Here is a 19,372-nt window from a genome sequence, read left to right on the forward strand (position 1 = left end):
CGGCATACAAAGGTTTGCAAGAGACTGTCTGCTTCCGTACAGTCTCTTGCAATTTTTCACTTAAGGCTCCCCGATACTAAGAATTGTTCTTCAAAATACTCTTTGCAACACTCAGTCCATTGGCAGATGCCTGCTGCAGTCCTCTCGTGACAGATGCACCGTCACCAATCGCTCGAAGCCCTTTGATATTTGTCTCAAAGTCCTGATTTACCAAGATTTTATTGGAATAAAATTTTACTTCCACTCCGTAAAGCAAAGTTTCATCACTTGCCATTCCCGGAGTTACCTCATCCAATGCGTAGATCATTTCTTCAATATCTTTCATCAAACGATACGGAAACACAAGAGACAAATCACCCGGTACTGCATCCTTAAGAGTCGGTGTAATATTATTGCGAATCAAACGCTCCTCTGTGGTGCGTCTTCCCCGCACAAAATCCCCAAATCTCTGAACCAGAATCTTCCCATCACAAAGCATATTACTAAGCTGCGCAATATGTTTTCCGTATTGAATCGGTTCTTTGAATGGCTTTGTGAAATTTTTTGAAACCAATAACGCAAAATTCGTATTCTTTGTTTTATATTCTTCTCCTTTATAGGCATGTCCATTGACAACAGCAAGACCGTTTTCATAATATTCTGTTGCCACTTCTCCGGATGGATTACTGCAAAATACCCGAACCTTATCATCAAACGTCGGCGTATAGTAAACCAGTTTTGCCTCATATAAACTTTGATTGAGTTCTTCCATAATTTCATCCCGAACTTCTACGCGCACACCGACATCCACCGTTCCGACACTGGTTTGAATCTCATATTTACGGCAAAGATCACTGAGCCATTCAGAGCCCTCTCTGCCAACGGCAGCTACAATTTCTTCTGCATACAATGTTTCATTTTGCTCTGTCACTATTCCATATGCCGTTCCGTCTTCGATCAGAAGATCTTTCACCATTGTGTCGAATTTCATCTCCACACCCATATCCAACAGGTATTCCTGAAGTCTGGAATAAATTTTATAGCCTTCTTCTGTTCCGAGATGACGAATCGGACATTCAATCAGTTTCAGATTTGCCTGAATCGCTTTCTTTCTGATCTTTGCAATCGCATCCTCCTCATCCATCCCATATACTTTTGTGTCGGCGCCGAATTTTAAATAAATGTCATCGGATTCTCTTAAAAGCTCAATGGTTCTGTCATATCCTAAAATCTCAGGAAGATTCCCGCCAACATCCGGAGACAGCGATAACTTTCCGTCAGAAAACGCCCCGGCGCCTGCAAAACCTGTTGTAATCGAGCAGGGCTTGCAGCCTACACACACCTTGGTATTACGCTTCGGACACTGGCGCTTTTCAATCCTCCTTCCTTTTTCTATCATCAGAACTTTTAGCTCTGGTTTTTTCTGCATCAATTCATAGGCACAAAAAATTGCCGAAGGCCCTGCGCCAATCATAATTACATCATATTGCTGTTTCATTTCTTTCTCCTTTTCTGCCGACATTTTTTTCCATAATTAACCGAGGCAGACCTCCATACTTTTCAAGCCGCTTCGCCTCCCTGTAACCTGCTGTCAAAAAATTCCTTCTGCTGTATTGATTTTGGGGATGAACCGTTGCCAGAAAACAATCATATCCTTCCATAAGAAGTCTCCGCTCTGCCTCTTTTAGAAATCTGCGCAAAATTCCCTGCCCCTGTGCACTTTTCGTCACAACTGCAGAATCCATATGCGCTGTCCGATCCAGCAAATCCACAGGATATCCAAGATCATATCCCAGATTCCATGATTGTCTCCCCGGCAAATCTACAATAAAAAATCCCAGAATATTTTTTTCTTCAGAAGCTTTTAATATAAATCCCTGATCGTTGATTCTCCTCCTCACATAAGCAGCATCATCCGCCGCAAACCAGACAGGGTCCTTTACAAGGCATTTCGCCTCTTCCATCAATCGCATGATGGCATTCAGATCCTCCATTTGCGCTCTGTTGATCTTTAACATTTTTTATCATATCCTCCTCTTTTTTATTTTATCACAATCCTCGTCCATTTTATTTAAAATCTGTATTTTTGTGTGGTATACTAAAGAAAAAAAGGAATTTGTACTTATGATCAATCGTTTATGTCAAAAGTTAAATCACTCTATGGAAGTTCGTCAGACATTAAGCAGACTGCGTCAGGAAATCAAGGACCCTGACAAAAAGAAACTGCTTCTTTCATGGATTGAGGCTGGTAGTCTATCCCTTGCCGGCTTTTTATCCAGCGAGGATCCAAAAACCAGAAAAAATGCCGCTCTTCTCATTGGAGAATTAAAATTATGTTCCTGCATGGACCCTTTGTTTTCCGCTTACCAACAAGAAACTACACTTTTTGTGAGAGACGCTTATTTAACTGCATTGCGTTCCATGGATGCTTCCCCCTATTTGTCTGCTCTCAAACAACGGTTCCAAACACTTTCCTCCTATCAGGCTCCGCCGGAGGAACAAAAGCATATTCAAAAAGAGCTTCATGCCCTGTCCGACTGCATTCAATCCCTGGAACCTCAGGCAGGACATTCATTTCACAGTGGACGTCAGACCTTCCACTGCCTCCTCCGAACCAATCCTTTTTTTCCGGAAATAACTCAGCAGCAAATTGCCGATCCTCATGCTTCGTCTTCCCGTCTCGGAGTTCAGGTTAAAACCAATCACTTAAATCGACTGCTGTCCATCCGGACCTGGCAGGAACTCCTGTTTCAGATTCCCGGCATGACTTCCTGCAAGCCGGATCCGGCTGTAATTGGCAAAACCATTGCCAAATCTGACCTTTTAGAACTTCTGCTGCGCACTCACGACGGAGAGTTTCCGTTTTTCTTTCGGCTCGACATCCGAAGCAAAATGTCTCTCTCGGACCGCAGTCGTTTTGCCCAGAAAACAGCGGCAGCCTTAGAAGCTTCTACGCAGAGAAAGCTCATAAATTCCACCTCACATTATGAATTAGAATTTCGATTGATTGAGGGCGCATCCGGCACTTTCTATTTACTGACAAAATTTCATACGCTAAAGGATCATCGCTTTGCCTATCGAACAGAATTTATTCCTACCAGCATCAAACCTGTCAATGCAGCGCTTCTGGTGGAACTTGCAAAAGATGAAATGGCTGCCGACGCACAGGTTCTTGACCCTTTCTGCGGAGTCGGCACGATGCTCATTGAACGTCAGAAGGTCAGAAAAGCAAATACTTCTTACGGAATCGATCATTCTCCCGAAGCAATCGAAAAAGCCATCCGAAATACGGAAAACGCAGGACAAGTAATTCATTATATCAATAAAGATTGTTTTACTTTTACCCATTCGTATGCCTTTGATGAAATTTTTACAGAAATGCCTTACGCCACAGGAAAAAAATCAGAAGCGGAAATCTATCATATTTATCGAAACTTCTTTCCGTTTGCCAGACGACATCTGACACCGGAGGGCACTATAATTTTGTACACAAGAAACCGTGAATACATCCAAACATTTGCCCCAAAGCATCAATATCACATAATCAAAGAATATCTTATCAGCAGAAAACCAGAGACTTGGCTGATCATTTTAAAATAGCAGCTTTCTTCTGCACATGATGTACATCCCTGCAGAGCATTTTTATTTGGCAGGAAATTTTTAGAAAGTAAGCGGGCGTCAAGGTCCCGGACAAGTCCGGACTTTGGCTCATCACTATCACAAATAAAAAGGAGTTGCAGTCAAAGCATTCCGCCGCTTTAATCTGTAACTCCTTGTTTTCTTTATAATTTCTAGTCTCTTACCTTGATGTGAACTTCTCTTAATTGCTGTTCCGTAATTTCATTGGGCGCTCCGCACATTAAATCCTGTGCCGTTCCACTCATCGGGAATGCAATCACTTCACGAATATTTTCTTCATTGCGAAGCAGCATAATCATACGATCAATTCCCGGCGCCATTCCTGCATGAGGAGGAGCTCCAAACTGGAATGCATTATATAACGCGCCAAATTTCTCTTTTAAGGTTTCTTTATGATATCCGGCAATCTCAAATGCTTTTTCCATAATTTCCATATCATGATTCCGCACAGCTCCGGAAGATAACTCGACTCCATTGCAGACAATGTCATACTGATATGCCAGCAATTCCAGCGGATCTTTCGTATTCAGCGCTTCCAATCCCCCCTGCGGCATAGAAAACGGATTATGCGTAAAGCCAAGTTTTCCCGTCTCTTCATCAATCTCATACATCGGGAAATCATTGATATAGCAGAAACGGTATGCATTCTTCTCTAATAGATCCAGACGTTTTCCCAATTCGTCACGAATCTGACCGGCATAGATACAAGTTGCCTTTTCCGGCGCAGCAATAAAGAAGATGGTGTCTCCTTCCTGAAGTCCTGCCAATTCCGCCAATTCTGTTTTCATGTCTTCCGGAATAAACTTATCTATCGGTCCTTTATATTTCATTTCTTCCTTGACTTCCAGATATCCAAGTCCACCCATACCGATGGACTGTGCAAATTTCAAAAGCTTCTCATGCTGCCCTTTGGAAAGCTTCGCATGTACGTTGATGGCACGTACCGTCTGCCCATGAAAAGGTTTAAAACTGCATCTCTGGAAAAACTCTGTGACATCAAGAATTCGCAGAGGATTTCTAAGATCCGGCTTGTCTGTGCCAAACCGAAGCATCGCTTCCTTATAGCTGTAAATCGGATATGGCGCTTCCGTAATATGACTTCCCTCCGGTGCAAATTTTTTAAATGCCGCTGTTAATACTTCTTCTCCGACTTTAAACACATCTTCCTGTGTTGCAAAACTCATCTCGTAATCCAACTGATAAAATTCTCCCGGAGAGCGATCTGCTCTGGCATCTTCATCACGGAAACACGGAGCAATCTGATAGTATTTATCAATTCCTGATACCATCAAAAGCTGTTTGTATTGCTGCGGCGCCTGAGGAAGCGCATAAAATTTTCCTTTATATCTTCTGGATGGAACTACATAATCGCGGGCTCCTTCCGGAGACGACGCACAAAGAATCGGTGTCTGAATTTCCACAAAGCCCAGTTCCTCCATTTTATCCCTCAGGAATCGAATGACCTTTGAACGGAATAAGATATTCTCTTTTACCTTTCTATTTCTCATATCCAGATAACGGTATTTCAGACGCACATCCTCACGAATTTCCTTGGATGTTGCAATCTCAAAAGGAAGATCTCTGTAAACTTTTCCTAAAATATCAATTTTGTGAGCTTCCAGCTCAATGGTTCCCGTTGGAATCTTCGGGTTATAAGTTTCTTCATCTCGATGCTGTATCATACCTTTAACTGACAAGCATTCTTCTTTTCTTACATGCGCAAGCAGACTGGTATCTCTAAGAACTACCTGCATCACTCCATACATATCACGCAAATCAATAAAAGATACTCCGCCATGATCCCGGATATTTTCTACCCATCCGGCAATCCTTAATTCAGATCCGATATCACGTTGGGAAATCTGATCCATGGTTCTTGTCCGGTACATCTCTGACATTTTCTTTCTCCTTTTTTCAAATTCAATTCTCAAATATTCAAGGCAGTACGATGCAGCAAAGCGTTTTATAATATATAGGAAAGTTTTTATTTTCCTATATATTATAAAAAAAGTCCGTCCTGAAATTAAATTTCAGGACGGACTGATACTATCCGCGGTACCACCTGATTTACTGTTCTCACAGTCTCTCTCGTGTGTCTGTTAACGCCAGACGTACGTCGCACCTAATAACTAACAGCGTTCAGCTTGATGCTCAGGAGTGTTCTTCACATAAATTCACTTTACAGGGTTTCCACTGTCTCCTGCTCACTGGGAACGATAAGTTATGCTACTTCTCTCCGTCATTGCCTATTGAACTATTATACGTTAGATAAATCGCTTTTGTCAACAAGATCTTTTTTCAATAATCCAATCAGCAGCGCGGTTGCAACAACTCCGATTGCAATCACTACCAAAAACATTGCGATATTTTGTACTACCGGAAGAACAAAAATTCCTCCGTGCGGAGCCGGAACTCCCACATGAAATGCCATAGACAGCGCTCCGGTCAGTCCTGCTCCTGCGATCAGCGATGGAATGATCGCTTTGGGATCTCCCGCAGCATATGGAATCGCCCCCTCACAAATAAACGATAATCCCATAATATAGTTGGCTTTTGCCGCATTTTGTTCTTCTTTTGTAAATTTCTTCTTATAAAGACTGGTTGCCAGCGCTACGCCCACTGCCGGCACCATTCCACTGGTCATAACCGCCCCCATAATCTCATAATTGCCTGATTCCAGCATTGCAATAGAGAAGGCATACGCGGCTTTATTGATCGGACCTCCCAGATCGGCAGCCATCATCATACCGAGTACTAAGCCAAGAAGAATTCGATTGGCGCCGCCCAAATTATTTAAGAAATTGGTAATGACCACATTCACTTGGGACATTACAGGATTTAAAACAACTACGATCGCCATTCCCACAAGAAAAATGCTCAGCAGCGGATATAAAAGAACGGGTTTTAATCCGTCGAGAGATTTTGGAAGACCGGAAAAAAGTTTCTTTAATCCCAATACTACATACCCTGCCAGAAATCCTGCCGCTAATGCTCCCAAAAAACCACTTCCGCCGTTATAAGATAACATTCCGCCAACCAAGCCCGGCGCCAGCCCCGGGCGATCCCCAATGCTATATGCAATATATCCGGCTAAAATCGGAAGCATTAAGCCAAAGGACGCATCTCCTACCTGTTTGATCCATGCAGCAATCTGATGAAATTGTTCACTGTCCGCATTGGCAGAATTGATTCCCCACAGAAAAGAGATTGCAATCAAAATTCCTCCGCCTACAACCAAAGGAAGCATATTGGATACTCCACTCATTAAATGCGTATAAATTCCCCGTTTTGGTGTCACCATCTCGGCGTCATCCTCTGTTTCTCTGTGAAGCTCCGCCTTTAATGCACGCTCAATTAATCGTTCCGGCTCCTTGATTCCCTGAGTCACCGAAGCAAACACAACTCTTTTCCCATTAAATCTTGCCGTTTTCACCTTCGTATCTGCTGCCACAATAATTGCGTCTGCCCCTCGAATTTCTTCCTCTGTTAAAAGATTCTGCGTACCGGACTGTCCGTTGGTTTCTACTTTTACTTCCATTCCCATCTGCTTTGCTGCTTTTTCAAGATTCTCCGCAGCCATATAGGTATGAGCCACACCGGTTGGGCATGCGGTAACCGCCAGTATTTTCCTCTTCTTTTCCGCTCTCTCCATCGTTTCTTCTCCTTTTTCATCCAGCTTTTTTAGAATTTCATAAAGCTTTAAAACGGTATCTGCTTTTTTCAGCTGCTCTACAAACTCCTCGTCTACCAACTTCCTGGAAAGCGCTGCAAGATATTTCAAATGCTCTTCTCCTGCATGTTCCGGTACCGCAATCATAAATATCAGAGAAACCTCGTTCCCTTCCAGACCTTCATAATGAATCGGATGCCTGGATTTGAAAAAAATAACCGTTGGCTGCTTCACCACATTACTTTTTACATGGGGAATCGCCACCCCATTTCCGATTCCTGTCAGAGATAAACCCTCTCTTTCCCACAGTCCCTGTTCTACAACGGCTTCTTCTCCCGATTTTATTTCTCCACGTTCTGTTAAAAATAATGCCAGACGGTGAAAACATTCTTTTTTATCCTGAATGTCGTCCACAATACATATATTTTCTTTCCGAATCATTTCCATAAGCTGCTTTCCTCCTATTTTTCTTTATAAATCACAGAAAACTCCTGAAATAAAGCGCTTCCTTCTTCATTGATGCCCCAAAGTGTTTCTAAGTTCTGAAGTACCTGATCTTTTGGCATTTCCTCGATTTCTGTTTCTGTTCCTATCAATGTTTTGATAAAATATAACCCGTCCGTAATATCATGTCCGTTCTTTTTTTGTTGAAGAAGAGGCTTCACGAAGCGTTCTTCCAGCGCCAATTTCCCCCATAAATTTCTTGCCACCGTAGAAAGTTCTCTTGGTATCTTTTCGTTGGAAAGTCTTCGTTTGTAAATCGTCTGCCATTGTTCCAGCTCTTCTTCCGGTATATGATAAGTTTCATGAAGCAGACTTTTTAACAGCTCCATAAATGGCTGCATGGTTCTCTCAATTTCTGTATCTGTCACTGCCTCATAGAGATAATGATATCCTGATTTTTTTGCAAGAAATGACGCTGCATCCGCATAAGAGTTCAGTAAATATCTTTTCCGGTAAAAATGCCCTTCAATATTATCAACGCTGTCAATTTGGCGGATCTTTGTCTCTGGAACAACTCTTTGATCCACACTTAATTCATAGAAACTTTCACTGACCACCGAACCGGCTTCTGAATCCATCGAACAAATCCGGTCTACTATGGTATTTGGAATTTGAAACTTCTTTACATTTTCCTTTTGTTTCTCCGTCGCCTGTTCCATCAAAAGCTTTTGAAAACAGGTGCCTGCATGCTCCACATTTTCACAGCAGATAATCAGTTTCCCTGTGCCATCTTCCTGTCCCCATGCCTCTAAAATAGGTTTTACCAGGTACTTTAAATTTTCCCTCTTTACCGATGTGGTAATTACAGATGTCTCTCGCAGTTCCTTTTGCAGTAATTCTCCTTCCGTAATTGAAGAAACAGCACATCTTACCGGAATATGTCGAAGGATTCCCTGATCGGAAATCAAAAGATCATATCCTTTCTGTTCCTTCAAAATTTCCAGGACCGTCTCATTGGTATCCACCGCAGTAACCTCTTTCCCGCTTTCCGTCAGCAAAGGAATCACCAAGCCTCTCCCCAGTGCTCCGCATCCAAAGTGGACCACTTTATTTTTTTCGTCCATGACATAACGCCCCTTTCCCTTCGATTTCATAAAGCCGCTGCTCTGCCTGCAAGTTCCATCCGTTCTGCGTGACTTCTTTCATTCCTGCATCATACGTTTCCATTTCCTTTACAGGGATTAATGGCAATTTAGTAAGCTGCGGATACACAATGACTTTTCCCGGAAATCTTCCGCAGGCAACCGCCTGGACGGCATCCTTTAAGGCATAGAAGCCTGCCACAGCCATCACATTTTGATCCAGCCGATACTGTCCTTTTTCTATTTTTTTCAATACCTGCTTTTCATCGTCCACAGCAGATCCGCTGCTGGCATTGATTCTTCCGCAAAAGCTCGCTGTATATCCGATTGGAAGATGGGCATAGCTGCCGTATTTTGTCCCGGAGAACAGAACAAGCATTCCATTTTTTTTCAAAAACGGCACTGCCATCTCCACCGGTTCCACTCCCGGAGCCGATACAATCACGTCATCAAACCCATCCTCTTGGCAAAGAGCATACAGTCGTTCCTCCCATCCTTTCTCACTGGTTGCCACAATCTCTAATTGTTTTCCATGTTCTGCGGCAATCTGTGCAAAGTCTTCTTTTAATGATTCCAAGCGATTCATTCCCCTTGCCGTTACAGCAATGAGTTTCGGTCCGTTTTCCATCATCAGCGCCCTCAGTGTGTGGATTCTCCCCATAGCGCCTGCTCCGCCCATAATCAGCATTTTTCCGTTTTCTTTCAGCTCATGTCTCTGCTTTTCCTTTTGAAATCCATCGGAAAGACGTTTGGTATTTGTTCCAAGCCAATTGATTTTTCCATAATGGACTTTTGCAATATCCACCTGCACTTTTTGCTCGGTGACAGCAGACGGAAGCCAACAAAACAGCCCATCAGAATTCATATGATCAAGGATCAGCTCCAATTCCTGATCCTCGATGTTTCCCAGAATCAAAATATCATGAAATCCATGTTCCGCAGATAGAACTGCCTCTTCCAAAGATGAAAAGCATCTCATATTTTCAGGATATTCTTTTGTTGCTTTTCCCTTGATGAACGCTGAGATCTTTGAATGACAAAGATCCTTATCAAGAACAAAAGATTCATCCCCCTCGTTCCCGATATAAAGAAGCAGCGCTCCCTCTGGCTTAAAATCTTCTCTTCCCCATCTTCGATAAGCAGCTTCCACACAGGCGTTTGGCTCCAGCTGCGCCACCGACGCATAGCTTAAATCTTCTTTTACCGGAAATACGGTTTCTCCCTGATCGGAATAAAAGATCGGTTTTTTCAATAATACATATTGCTGCATTCCCCCATCTGTGTTGACTCCCATACAGTACCGGACAGAATTCATATAGACATCCGGCTGCACTCCGACCCTCATTCCCGGTTTCCACCGTGATTTTAAATTTTCCCCGACTTCCACAATCGTCAATGACAATTCATGCCCTAAAACTGCCGGAGCATTTTCAAAATCACGGTCTTGAAACAGTGGATATTCATTTCCCATCCGCATCATTTTAATATCCGATGCGCAAAGCGCCAATGCGTCCACTCTTGCCAGTATCTCATCTTTCCCGGGAGATTCCATCTCTCTGATTTGCGGCTCTCCGTTGGTCCCCAAAGACTGAATTCCATCTCCGTGATAATACCAGACCATATTTTTCCCATCCATAAGCTTCTCCCTTCCGATTTTTTGTCTGCCGCCTTACGGTTCATAATGTTCCCAGATGTCTTTCACTGTCTCCGGTTTTGTAACAAAAGCAAACAATTCCGGATCTTTTTCATATTGCGTATAAATCGGAACTCCCTCTGTCAGATGAAATTCCGGGTAACTGCGCGCCTCCACAATTTTAAAATCTGAAGTATGATAGGATGGATTGGGTTCAAATACTATTTTTTCATCTTTTACCTTCGGAAAATAGGCAACACCTCCGTGCTCTCTGATTTCCTTATACTCAAACCCATAGTCTCTGACACACCATGCTCCGAACAGCATCGGTTTGATTGGATCCGCATTGATCGTACAGTGCGCCCATCCAGGCGGTACAATAACAACCTGCCCTTCTTTGGCATGAACAGCAAAACAACGCCCCGGATTATCTTTTGCACTTTCCTGCATGTAAATGTATGCCTCTCCCTGCCAAATTTCATAAACTTCACAGGTAGACGCCTGACAGGAAGGAGAAATCGCGTGAATATGCCCCTGACTGCGAATCGGTTCCTCTCCAAGGATTCCGCTTCCAAAAATCATAGCGCCGTATAATAAATTTCGCTTTTTTAAATCTTCCTGATGCTCCTCCTTTCCCACATCCATTGCAACAGCATAGACATACTCTGGCCCTTCTACCTGCGGGTTGCTTAAGCTTTTCCGAATATCATCCAATTTTCTTTTTTCTGTTTTAGGTCCAAACACGCCGTCTCCATAAATAAATTCCATGGCTTCTGTGTCTGCTTTCAACGGAAATCCTGCGTTCATTTTTCTCCTCCTATCCTCTGACTCTGGCTTTGATCACTGCAATTTTTTTTCCTTCGGATCTTCCGTACGGTGCAATCTCATATTCTTTTACACATTCCGGTATCACAAAAGTTTCTGCATAATGTACAATATACGGAGAAAAACTTCCGTCGGTAGAAATCACAACTGCTTCTTCCCCTTCAATCAAATTCAGCACATTTACCGATTCCTCACAGAAAAATTTCTGTTTTGCATCAAACCAGTATCTCGTAGTTTCTATAAATTCCAATTCATGCAGTCCGGTCTGTTCTACTGTGCAATGCTCGGTTTTCTCCAAAGTTTTGACAGGACTTACCAAATGCTCTTTGACCCAGTCGGTGGTTCTGTCATATTGAATGGAATCTGCCCCCCGGTCTACATTGATCGGACGTGGTTTGCCATCCAGACCGACTCTGCCCCAATCCCATAATTTCATCGTAAAAATATAAGGGGTGGCGCTGATTTCCAATACCATTGCCTCACTTCCGGAACAGTGAATTGTACCTGCCGGAATTAGAATATGATCATGTTTCTGAATCGGAATTTTATTAATATACTTGGTATCATCAAATATTTCCTCTCCGGTTTCTGCCCGTTTTAATGCCGGAATCAAATCTTCTTCTGTAACGCCGTCCTTCACTCCCAGGTACACGCAGGCCCCTTCTCCGGCGTCTAAAATATAATAGCTTTCATCTTGAGTATAATGCATCCCGAAATTTTGCTGGATATATTCTGTCAAAGGATGTACCTGCAGCGACAGATTTCCTCCGCCCATGGTATCCAGAAAATCAAAACGAATTGGGAATTCTGCCCCGAAACGTGAAAACACTTTGGCTCCCAGCAGTTCCTTTGGTTTCCTTTTTACCAAATTTATGGCAGGCATCTCAATGGTCACATCGCCGAATTTTCCGCAAATCGCATTTTCTTCAGGGACCCCGTCAAAACACCATGCAAAATTATGCTCCTTTCTCTTTAAACCACATACTTCTTCCATCCATCTGCCGCCCCAAATCCCTTCATCAAAATACGGAACCAGCCGAAACGGTCTTGCTGCAAATTGCCGAAGCATCTCATTCAGAGCCTTTTTGGTCATCATTTTCGGATGGTTCGTCTGATTCATATCCAAAAAGTAATCGATCTGATCAAAAATACTCATTTTATGACGGTCCAGCATTCTCCATTCTACAAAATAGCCGCGTTTGTATTTTCTTAGAATCTCTTCCTCATAGTTTCCAGCCCCCCAGTTATCCAGTTCACCACTTCGATATCGAAGCTGTATCTCCCATCGGCTGATATCTCCGTACACCAACAAATCTGCTTCTGTAAACAGCGCCGCCCCGATTCCGTAAACTACTATCAAACCGCAGTCAAACGCTTCGATCTTCTGACGCAGTTCTTCAACTCTGGACGCATCATAAAAATCTTCCATCCCTTGTGTTCCTAAAACGCCAAATACTCTGTCATCTGTAATGTTATATTCTAATTTTAGTTTCAGGACTTCTTCTTCCCATTTCGCTTCTTCACAAAAAATTGTTTCATCCGGATAGAGTCCTTGGATGATCATCTCAATTTCGGATTGTCGGACCCCATGATAATAATCAAAAACAACAACTGTTTTCTCTTTTCCCAGATCTTTTATTTTTTGATGTAACTCTCTGATGACAGAATCCGCATTTTCAAACGCCTCTCCTTCCATATCGTTTATTTCCAGACACGGATACTTATCATAATTTGCCTGTCTTCCCTGAAAATACATTTTCATCCTCCTTATACATCATATTGTTATAACCTTTATTTTTATTTCATTATAATGTTATGACAAATAATTGTCAATAGATTTTTTAAAAATAAGAGAGGAGCGTTTTTGTGATATAGGAAAGTCAGAACTTTCCTATATCACACAAAAAAAAGACTGTCGCACTGACAATCTCTTTTCTTCTTTATTTTGTCAAAACCAACGAATACTTGTATTTATCCGCTTTATAATATGCACGCACATATTCCACATGGTTTCCATTCTGATCAAAAGATCTTCTGGAACGCAGCAACACTGCTGTTCCCTGCTGAATTTTTAAATCCTCACTAATTTCTTTGTCAACAAATCCAACTTCAATATCTTCGTAGGATTTGCTGACCACAATCCCTTTCTCCCGTTCCAGATATTCATACAAAGACCCCCGGTAAACTTCCTCGTCCACACTTAAGTTTAAAGCGGACGGAAGATAACTGCTCAAACTGCAGAAAGGTTCTCCGTCAATATAGTATACACGATGCAGCAAATAAACATTCTTTCCCTCTTCAATGCCTAAAGCTTCTGCAACAAGTTTGGAAGCTTTCTCGATGGAAATATTGATGGAATGTATTGTATATTCAATTTTTTTCTGCTTCATCTCATTGGTAAAATTACTTAATGTATTCAGATTTTCCGTAATCTTTTCTTTTAGAATCCGAGTTCCTTTTGCCCGTTCCCGAATCAAATATCCCTCGCTTACCAATTCATCCAGCGCCTGGCGAACCGTAATTCTGCTGACATGAAATAATTCCTGAAGTTTTTTCTCTGTAGGAATCTTATCCTTATAAACGCCGGATTCAATCTCCGATAACAGAATCTCTTTGATCTGTGCATATAACGGATTTTCACCCTTTCCGCTTTTCAAATCATATTTTCCCATATTGTGCAAAATCCTCCTGTACTTTCACATTGCCGTTATCTATATTATAACATTATAACAAAAAACGTCAAAGAAATTTTTCAGTACCCAAAAATGCTCTGTATTTTTTTGAAAAATCCGGCAATACTCTCTTTAGATCTAGAAAAGGAGAATTATAATAATGTCACAAAAAATTATTGTCGTCGGCGCCAACCATGCCGGTACGGCTGCTTTAAATACAATCCTTGATACTTATAAAGATGTAGAAGTTTCCGCATTTGATGCCAATTCTAATATCAGTTTTTTAGGCTGCGGCATGGCTCTTTGGATTGGCGGTCAAATTTCCGGTCCGGACGGACTGTTTTATTCAAATAAAGAACTGCTGGAGCAAAAAGGCGCTGCTGTTCATATGAATACCCGTGTGAACGCCATTGATTTTAACCGCAGGGTTGTCAAAGCAAAATGTTCCTCCGGAGATTATTATGAAGAATGCTACGATAAACTGATTCTTGCTACAGGCTCCATTCCTACCTCCCTTCCAATCCCGGGAATGGACCTTGAGAATGTTCAATTTGTAAAATTATATCAAAATGCCCAGGATGTCATAAAAAAATTAGAAAATCCGGCAATTCAAAATGTTACCGTCATCGGAGCCGGTTACATCGGCGTAGAACTTGCCGAGGCTTTTGCGAGAAATGGAAAAAAAGTCACCTTAATCGACTCTGCTTCCACCTGTCTCTCAGCCTACTATGATGCCGATTTCTCCCGAAGAATGGAAACACAGCTGCGTTCTCATGGAATTCATCTGGCATTTCAAGAAAATGTCGAACGATTGGAAGGAAACAAAACCGTACAGAGAGTGATTACAAATCAAAATGTTTATGCTACTGATCTGGCTGTATTCTGTGTTGGTTTCCGTCCAAATACATGGCTCGGAGACGGCATTCTGGAAAAATTCCAAAATGGCGCCTATCTGGTAAATCAAAAACAGGAGACCAGTGTGAAGGATGTCTATGCCATCGGAGACTGTGCCACCGTTTATAACAATGCCACACAGCAAACAGACTACATCGCCCTTGCCACCAATGCAGTCCGCTCCGGTATGATCGCTGCACACAACGCCTGCGGCACATGCATAGAATCTCCGGGAGTACAAGGTTCCAACGGCATTAGTATCTGGGATCTCAAAATGGTCAGCACAGGATTATCTCTAAAAAAAGCAAAAAAGCTTGGCTATGATGCCGCGGCTGCAGATTATGAAGATTATCAAAAAGCCAGCTTTATGGAAACCGAAAATTATCAAGTAGCCATACGGATTGTATACGATAAAAAAAGCCGCCGTATTCTCGGCGCCCAGCTGTGTTCTGAATATGACATTTCCATGGCGATTCATCTGTTCTCGATGGCAATTCAGGAGCATGTAACCATTGATAACTTGAAACTTTTTGATTTGTTTTTCCTTCCCCATTTTAATCAGCCCTATAACTATATTACAATGGCAGCTCTCAAAGCTCAGGATGGATCCTCCAAGACGGATCAAACAATGGAATCCTAGACTGACAGATGAATTTCCTGTTCCTCCAATAACGATTCCACAGCTTTTTCATAGCTTCTGAGATTTTGAGACTTACGAATTTTCTTTTCGTATTTTTCATAATTTGTAAAAATTGTCACAGGATTGCTCCAAAAATCTTTCATTTTAAACAAAATATTTTTTTCGCCGGATAAAGACTTCCCATATGCTTCATAGACTCTGTCATGCAGCGCCTTCAGCTTTCGTTTGGACAAAGGTTCTCCTCTTTGAATCCATCCAATCAGGGATGGATTTCTTAATAAGCCTCTGCCAATCATAACACATTTCAAATCCGGAAACTGTTCCGTCAGGTGTTTGTAGTCATCCGCTGTTACAATATCCCCATTGTAACACAGCGGATGACGACTGATGGCAGTGGCCTTCTGAAAACAATCCCAATGAGGCTTCCCTTTATAAAATTCTCTCTGAAGCCTCGGATGAATGATCAATTCATGCAGCGGATGCCGATTATAAATTTCTAAAATTTCTTCAAACTCTTTAAGATCCGCCATTCCAACCCTTGTCTTCACAGAAATATTCATATCCAGCGCGTCAAAAATCTTTGTCAAAAAAACATCCAGCGCTTCCAGATCTTTTAACAAACCAGATCCTTTTCCTTTGGAAACCACTGTTTTGGACGGACAGCCGACATTCAAATTAATCTCATCGTATCCCATGATCTTCAGCTCTTTTGCAGCTTTTACAAATTCCTCCGGTTTCTTTGTCAGTATTTGAGGAACCAAAGGAATTCCCGGATTATTTTCCGGCAAAACATCCAGGAGCTCTCTTGTCCGAAAGGTTCTCCTGCCGTTGGGCATAAGAAATGGTGTAAAGTATTTATCAATTTCTCCGAAACATTCTTCATAGGCGTTTCGATAATGATAAATTGTAATTCCCTCCATTGGCGCAAAGTAAAACTTCATTTTCTCTATCCTCCGATGTCTGTACTTTTTTGGGAAAATATGCTATGATCCCTTATGTATCTGTGTTTGCAGATCTATCAATAGAACACTTTAGAAAGGTTCCTCTATGTTAGAAATCATAAAATCAATCAATGATACTGTCAATAACTTTATCTGGGGAGTTCCCGCTATGGTCTGTATTATCGGCGTCGGACTTTTATTAAGTTTTCGGACAAGATTTCTCCAGATTCGTAAATTTCCCTATGCGCTCAAAGAAACCATCGGACGAATTTTCCAGAAGCAAACTGCCCGCGAAGGTTCCATGACCCCATTTCAAGCTGTTTGTACGGCTTTGGCTGCAACCGTTGGTACAGGAAATATTGCAGGAGTTGCCGGCGCCATCGCCATAGGCGGTCCCGGTGCGGTTTTCTGGATGTGGGTTTCTGCATTTCTTGGAATGTGTACTAAATTTTCGGAAGTTACTCTGGCTGTTCATTTCAGAGAACGAAATCCTCAGGGAGATTACGTTGGCGGACCAATGTATTACATCAAAAACGGTCTGAGCAAGCGCTGGCACTGGCTTGCATATCTTTTTTCTGCCTTCGGTATCTTAACTGTCTTCGGAACCGGAAATGCAACCCAGGTCAACACAATTACCACTGCAGTGAACTCCGCTCTTTTAAATTTTGACCTCATTTCTGATGCGGCACTCCCTGCAAGCAATCTGATCATCGGCATTCTTTGTGCCGTTCTTGTGGGATTGATCCTTTTGGGCGGCGTCAAAAGAATCGGACAGGTTACAGAACGACTCGTTCCGTTTATGGCAATTATTTATATTCTTTTATCTCTCGGAGTGATCATTTTTCATATTGAAAAAGTCCCGGAAGTTTTGTATTCTATAATTAACGGAGCGTTCCATCCCTCTTCTGTCACCGGAGGATTGGTCGGAAGCTTTTTCCTGAGCATGAAAAAAGGAGTTGCCAGAGGAATTTTTTCCAATGAAGCCGGTCTTGGTACCGGTTCCATCGCACACGCCTGTGCAGATACCAAAGAACCGGTAAAACAGGGATTATTCGGTATCTTTGAAGTATTCACTGACACCATCCTTATCTGTACGATGACTGCCCTTGTAATTTTATGCAGTCAGGTTCCAATTACCTACGGTGTTGATGCCGGTGCAGAACTTACAATATCAGGATTTACTGCAACTTACGGAAACTGGATTTCTGTTTTTACAGCGGTTGCACTGTGCTGCTTTGCTTTTTCTACCATCATTGGATGGGGTCTTTACGGGGCACGCTGCATCGAATTCCTGTTCTCTGTGAAAATAATCAAACCATTTATGGTCGTCTACTCTCTGGTAGCTGTTCTCGGCGCTACTGTTGATCTCGGCATGCTCTGGAGTATTGCAGAAACTTTTAATGGCTTGATGTCCATTCCGAACCTGATTGCCCTGTTCCTGTTATCGGGAACGGTTGCCCGCCTGGTGAGAGAATATTTTTCAAAAAAGGTGCTCCCATAACTTTTTAATTACAAATCAGCGAGGTAAAAATAATGAAAGAAATGAAACCAATCAAAGAAGGCAAAGTCCGTGAGATTTATGACAATGGCGACAGCCTGATCATGGTTGCAACAGATCGCATCAGTTGTTTTGATGTTATCTTAAAAAATGATGTCACAAAAAAAGGAACCGTTTTAACACAAATGTCTAAATTCTGGTTTGATATGACAGAAGATATTCTTCCGAATCATATGCTTTCTGTCGATGTCAAAGATATGCCGGAATTTTTCCAGCAGGATCGTTTTGACGGAAACAGCATGATGTGCCGCAAGTTAGAAATGCTGCCGGTTGAATGCATTGTGCGCGGATACATTACCGGAAGCGGCTGGGCAAGCTATCAGGATAATGGAACGGTATGCGGAATTCAGCTTCCGGAAGGATTAAAGGAATCTGATAAGCTCCCGGAACCAATTTACACACCGTCTACCAAAGCAGAGCTTGGCGATCATGATGAAAATATTTCCTTTGAGCAAAGCATTGATGTGTTGGAAAAACAATTTCCTGGAAAAGGACAGGAATACGCAGAAAAGCTTCGCGACTATACCATTGCTCTTTATAAAAAATGCGCAGATTACGCTTTGAGCCGCGGCATTATCATTGCCGATACAAAATTTGAATTTGGTTTAGATGAAAATGGAGAGATTGTTCTTGGGGATGAAATGCTGACTCCAGACAGCTCCCGCTTTTGGCCGGCAGAGGGTTATGAACCAGGTCATGGACAACCTTCCTTCGACAAACAGTTTGCCCGCGACTGGCTGAAGCAAAATGACCATGATTGGAAGCTTCCTCAGGATATCGTTGACAAAACCATCCAAAAATACCTGCAGGCATACGAACTTTTGACTGGTGAAAAGCTTTAACATAAACTTATAGATATTACTTTTGCAAAAAGGTGTCCGGCGGATTTTCCGCTGAACACCTTTTGTTATGATATGGAAAAGTTCTCACTTTCCTTCTTCGGTTTTTAACTTTTTGTAAAGACATATTTTTTCCCATGAGAAAGTGACGGTTCAAACCGATAGCCATCCCATTGAAATTCTTTCAGCGGTTCCGGTGTCTCTATGCGGTTCTTCACGATATACCGAACCATCTGACCTCTCGCCATCTTTGCCCACGCCACAATGGTTTTTAATTTTCCGTTTCTCATAGTTAAAAACTCCACATCCAGAAAAGGATCTTCCGGTCTTAGGTATCTGCGGATGGTTTTTGCATATTCCTCTGACGCCAGATTCACCACAAGATCTCCTTTTTGATACAGTTCTTCATAGAGATCTTTTTCCCAGAAGCGATACAGCGTTGGTGTTAGAATATAAATAGTACAAAATAAACATGACCATTTTCAATAAATCGTAT

15 protein-coding genes and 1 other annotated feature are annotated in these 19,372 nt (G+C 42.1%); of the genes, 4 read left to right on the forward strand and 11 right to left on the reverse strand.

The genetic code is table 11. The features are described from left to right. Positions 1-76: 76 nt before the first annotated feature. Together AC27EF_RS10015 and AC27EF_RS10020 are read right to left on the reverse strand one after the other, a co-directional pair. Entirely contained in the window at positions 77-1,477 is a 1,401-nt protein-coding gene (locus tag AC27EF_RS10015; RefSeq protein WP_487110612.1) for an NAD(P)/FAD-dependent oxidoreductase, read from the reverse strand. After that, positions 1,461-1,997 (reverse strand): GNAT family N-acetyltransferase, encoded by a 537-nt coding sequence (locus tag AC27EF_RS10020; RefSeq protein ID WP_487110613.1) that lies wholly within the window; start codon positions 1,995-1,997, stop codon positions 1,461-1,463. Before AC27EF_RS10020 ends, AC27EF_RS10015 begins: the two co-directional genes overlap by 17 nt. A gap of 106 nt (positions 1,998-2,103) precedes the next feature. Here AC27EF_RS10020 and AC27EF_RS10025 point away from each other — a divergent pair, with 106 nt between their 5' ends. Next, positions 2,104-3,579: a TRM11 family SAM-dependent methyltransferase gene (locus AC27EF_RS10025; protein WP_487110614.1), complete on the forward strand. Its 1,476-nt coding sequence runs from the start codon at positions 2,104-2,106 to the stop codon at positions 3,577-3,579. Between the two features lie 191 nt (positions 3,580-3,770). On the opposite strand, the gene aspS is transcribed toward AC27EF_RS10025, so the two are convergent. The 7 genes from aspS to AC27EF_RS10060 all read right to left on the reverse strand — a co-directional run bounded on the left by aspS (position 3,771) and on the right by AC27EF_RS10060 (position 14,004). After that, positions 3,771-5,516 carry an aspartate--tRNA ligase gene (gene aspS, locus AC27EF_RS10030; RefSeq protein WP_487110615.1) on the reverse strand — a complete coding sequence of 582 codons (1,746 nt, stop codon included), beginning with the start codon at positions 5,514-5,516 and terminating at the stop codon, positions 3,771-3,773. 130 nt (positions 5,517-5,646) lie between these two features. Then, positions 5,647-5,870 (reverse strand) — a binding site (T-box leader). 5 nt (positions 5,871-5,875) lie between these two features. Then, the gene (locus tag AC27EF_RS10035) at positions 5,876-7,735 is read right to left on the reverse strand and encodes a PTS fructose transporter subunit IIABC (protein WP_487110616.1); all 1,860 of its coding nucleotides are present in this window, start codon (positions 7,733-7,735) and stop codon (positions 5,876-5,878) included. A 14-nt stretch (positions 7,736-7,749) separates the two neighbouring features. Next, positions 7,750-8,856: a mannitol dehydrogenase family protein gene (locus AC27EF_RS10040; protein WP_487110617.1), complete on the reverse strand. Its 1,107-nt coding sequence runs from the start codon at positions 8,854-8,856 to the stop codon at positions 7,750-7,752. Beyond that, entirely contained in the window at positions 8,840-10,510 is a 1,671-nt protein-coding gene (locus AC27EF_RS10045) for an alcohol dehydrogenase catalytic domain-containing protein (RefSeq protein WP_487110618.1), read from the reverse strand. The genes AC27EF_RS10040 and AC27EF_RS10045 overlap by 17 nt, the downstream gene beginning before the upstream one ends. A 33-nt stretch (positions 10,511-10,543) precedes the next feature. Beyond that, a complete protein-coding gene (locus AC27EF_RS10050) occupies positions 10,544-11,314 on the reverse strand; it encodes a glucose-6-phosphate isomerase family protein (RefSeq protein ID WP_487110619.1) in 771 nt (256 codons plus the stop codon). Between the two features lie 10 nt (positions 11,315-11,324). Beyond that, a complete protein-coding gene (locus AC27EF_RS10055; protein WP_487110620.1) occupies positions 11,325-13,094 on the reverse strand; it encodes a class I mannose-6-phosphate isomerase in 1,770 nt (589 codons plus the stop codon). A 178-nt stretch (positions 13,095-13,272) separates the two neighbouring features. Beyond that, positions 13,273-14,004: a GntR family transcriptional regulator gene (locus tag AC27EF_RS10060; protein ID WP_487110621.1), complete on the reverse strand. Its 732-nt coding sequence runs from the start codon at positions 14,002-14,004 to the stop codon at positions 13,273-13,275. Positions 14,005-14,164: 160 nt separating this feature from the next. Here AC27EF_RS10060 and nox point away from each other — a divergent pair, with 160 nt between their 5' ends. Continuing rightward, the gene (gene nox / locus AC27EF_RS10065) at positions 14,165-15,538 is read left to right on the forward strand and encodes a H2O-forming NADH oxidase (RefSeq protein WP_487110622.1); all 1,374 of its coding nucleotides are present in this window, start codon (positions 14,165-14,167) and stop codon (positions 15,536-15,538) included. Here nox and AC27EF_RS10070 read toward each other — a convergent pair. Further along, positions 15,535-16,479: a tRNA dihydrouridine synthase gene (locus AC27EF_RS10070; protein ID WP_487110623.1), complete on the reverse strand. Its 945-nt coding sequence runs from the start codon at positions 16,477-16,479 to the stop codon at positions 15,535-15,537. The genes nox and AC27EF_RS10070 overlap by 4 nt on opposite strands. A gap of 106 nt (positions 16,480-16,585) precedes the next feature. Here AC27EF_RS10070 and AC27EF_RS10075 point away from each other — a divergent pair, with 106 nt between their 5' ends. Next, positions 16,586-17,980 (forward strand): alanine/glycine:cation symporter family protein, encoded by a 1,395-nt coding sequence (locus AC27EF_RS10075; RefSeq protein WP_487110624.1) that lies wholly within the window; start codon positions 16,586-16,588, stop codon positions 17,978-17,980. Positions 17,981-18,012: 32 nt separating this feature from the next. After that, on the forward strand, positions 18,013-18,879 hold the full coding sequence (locus tag AC27EF_RS10080) for a phosphoribosylaminoimidazolesuccinocarboxamide synthase (protein ID WP_487110625.1): 867 nt from the start codon (positions 18,013-18,015) through the stop codon (positions 18,877-18,879). Between the two features lie 104 nt (positions 18,880-18,983). On the opposite strand, the gene AC27EF_RS10085 is transcribed toward AC27EF_RS10080, so the two are convergent. Further along, positions 18,984-19,334 carry a YaaA family protein gene (locus tag AC27EF_RS10085; RefSeq protein WP_487110628.1) on the reverse strand — a complete coding sequence of 117 codons (351 nt, stop codon included), beginning with the start codon at positions 19,332-19,334 and terminating at the stop codon, positions 18,984-18,986. Positions 19,335-19,372: the final 38 nt, after the last annotated feature.

This window comes from Anaerostipes stercorihominis (assembly GCF_057535655.1).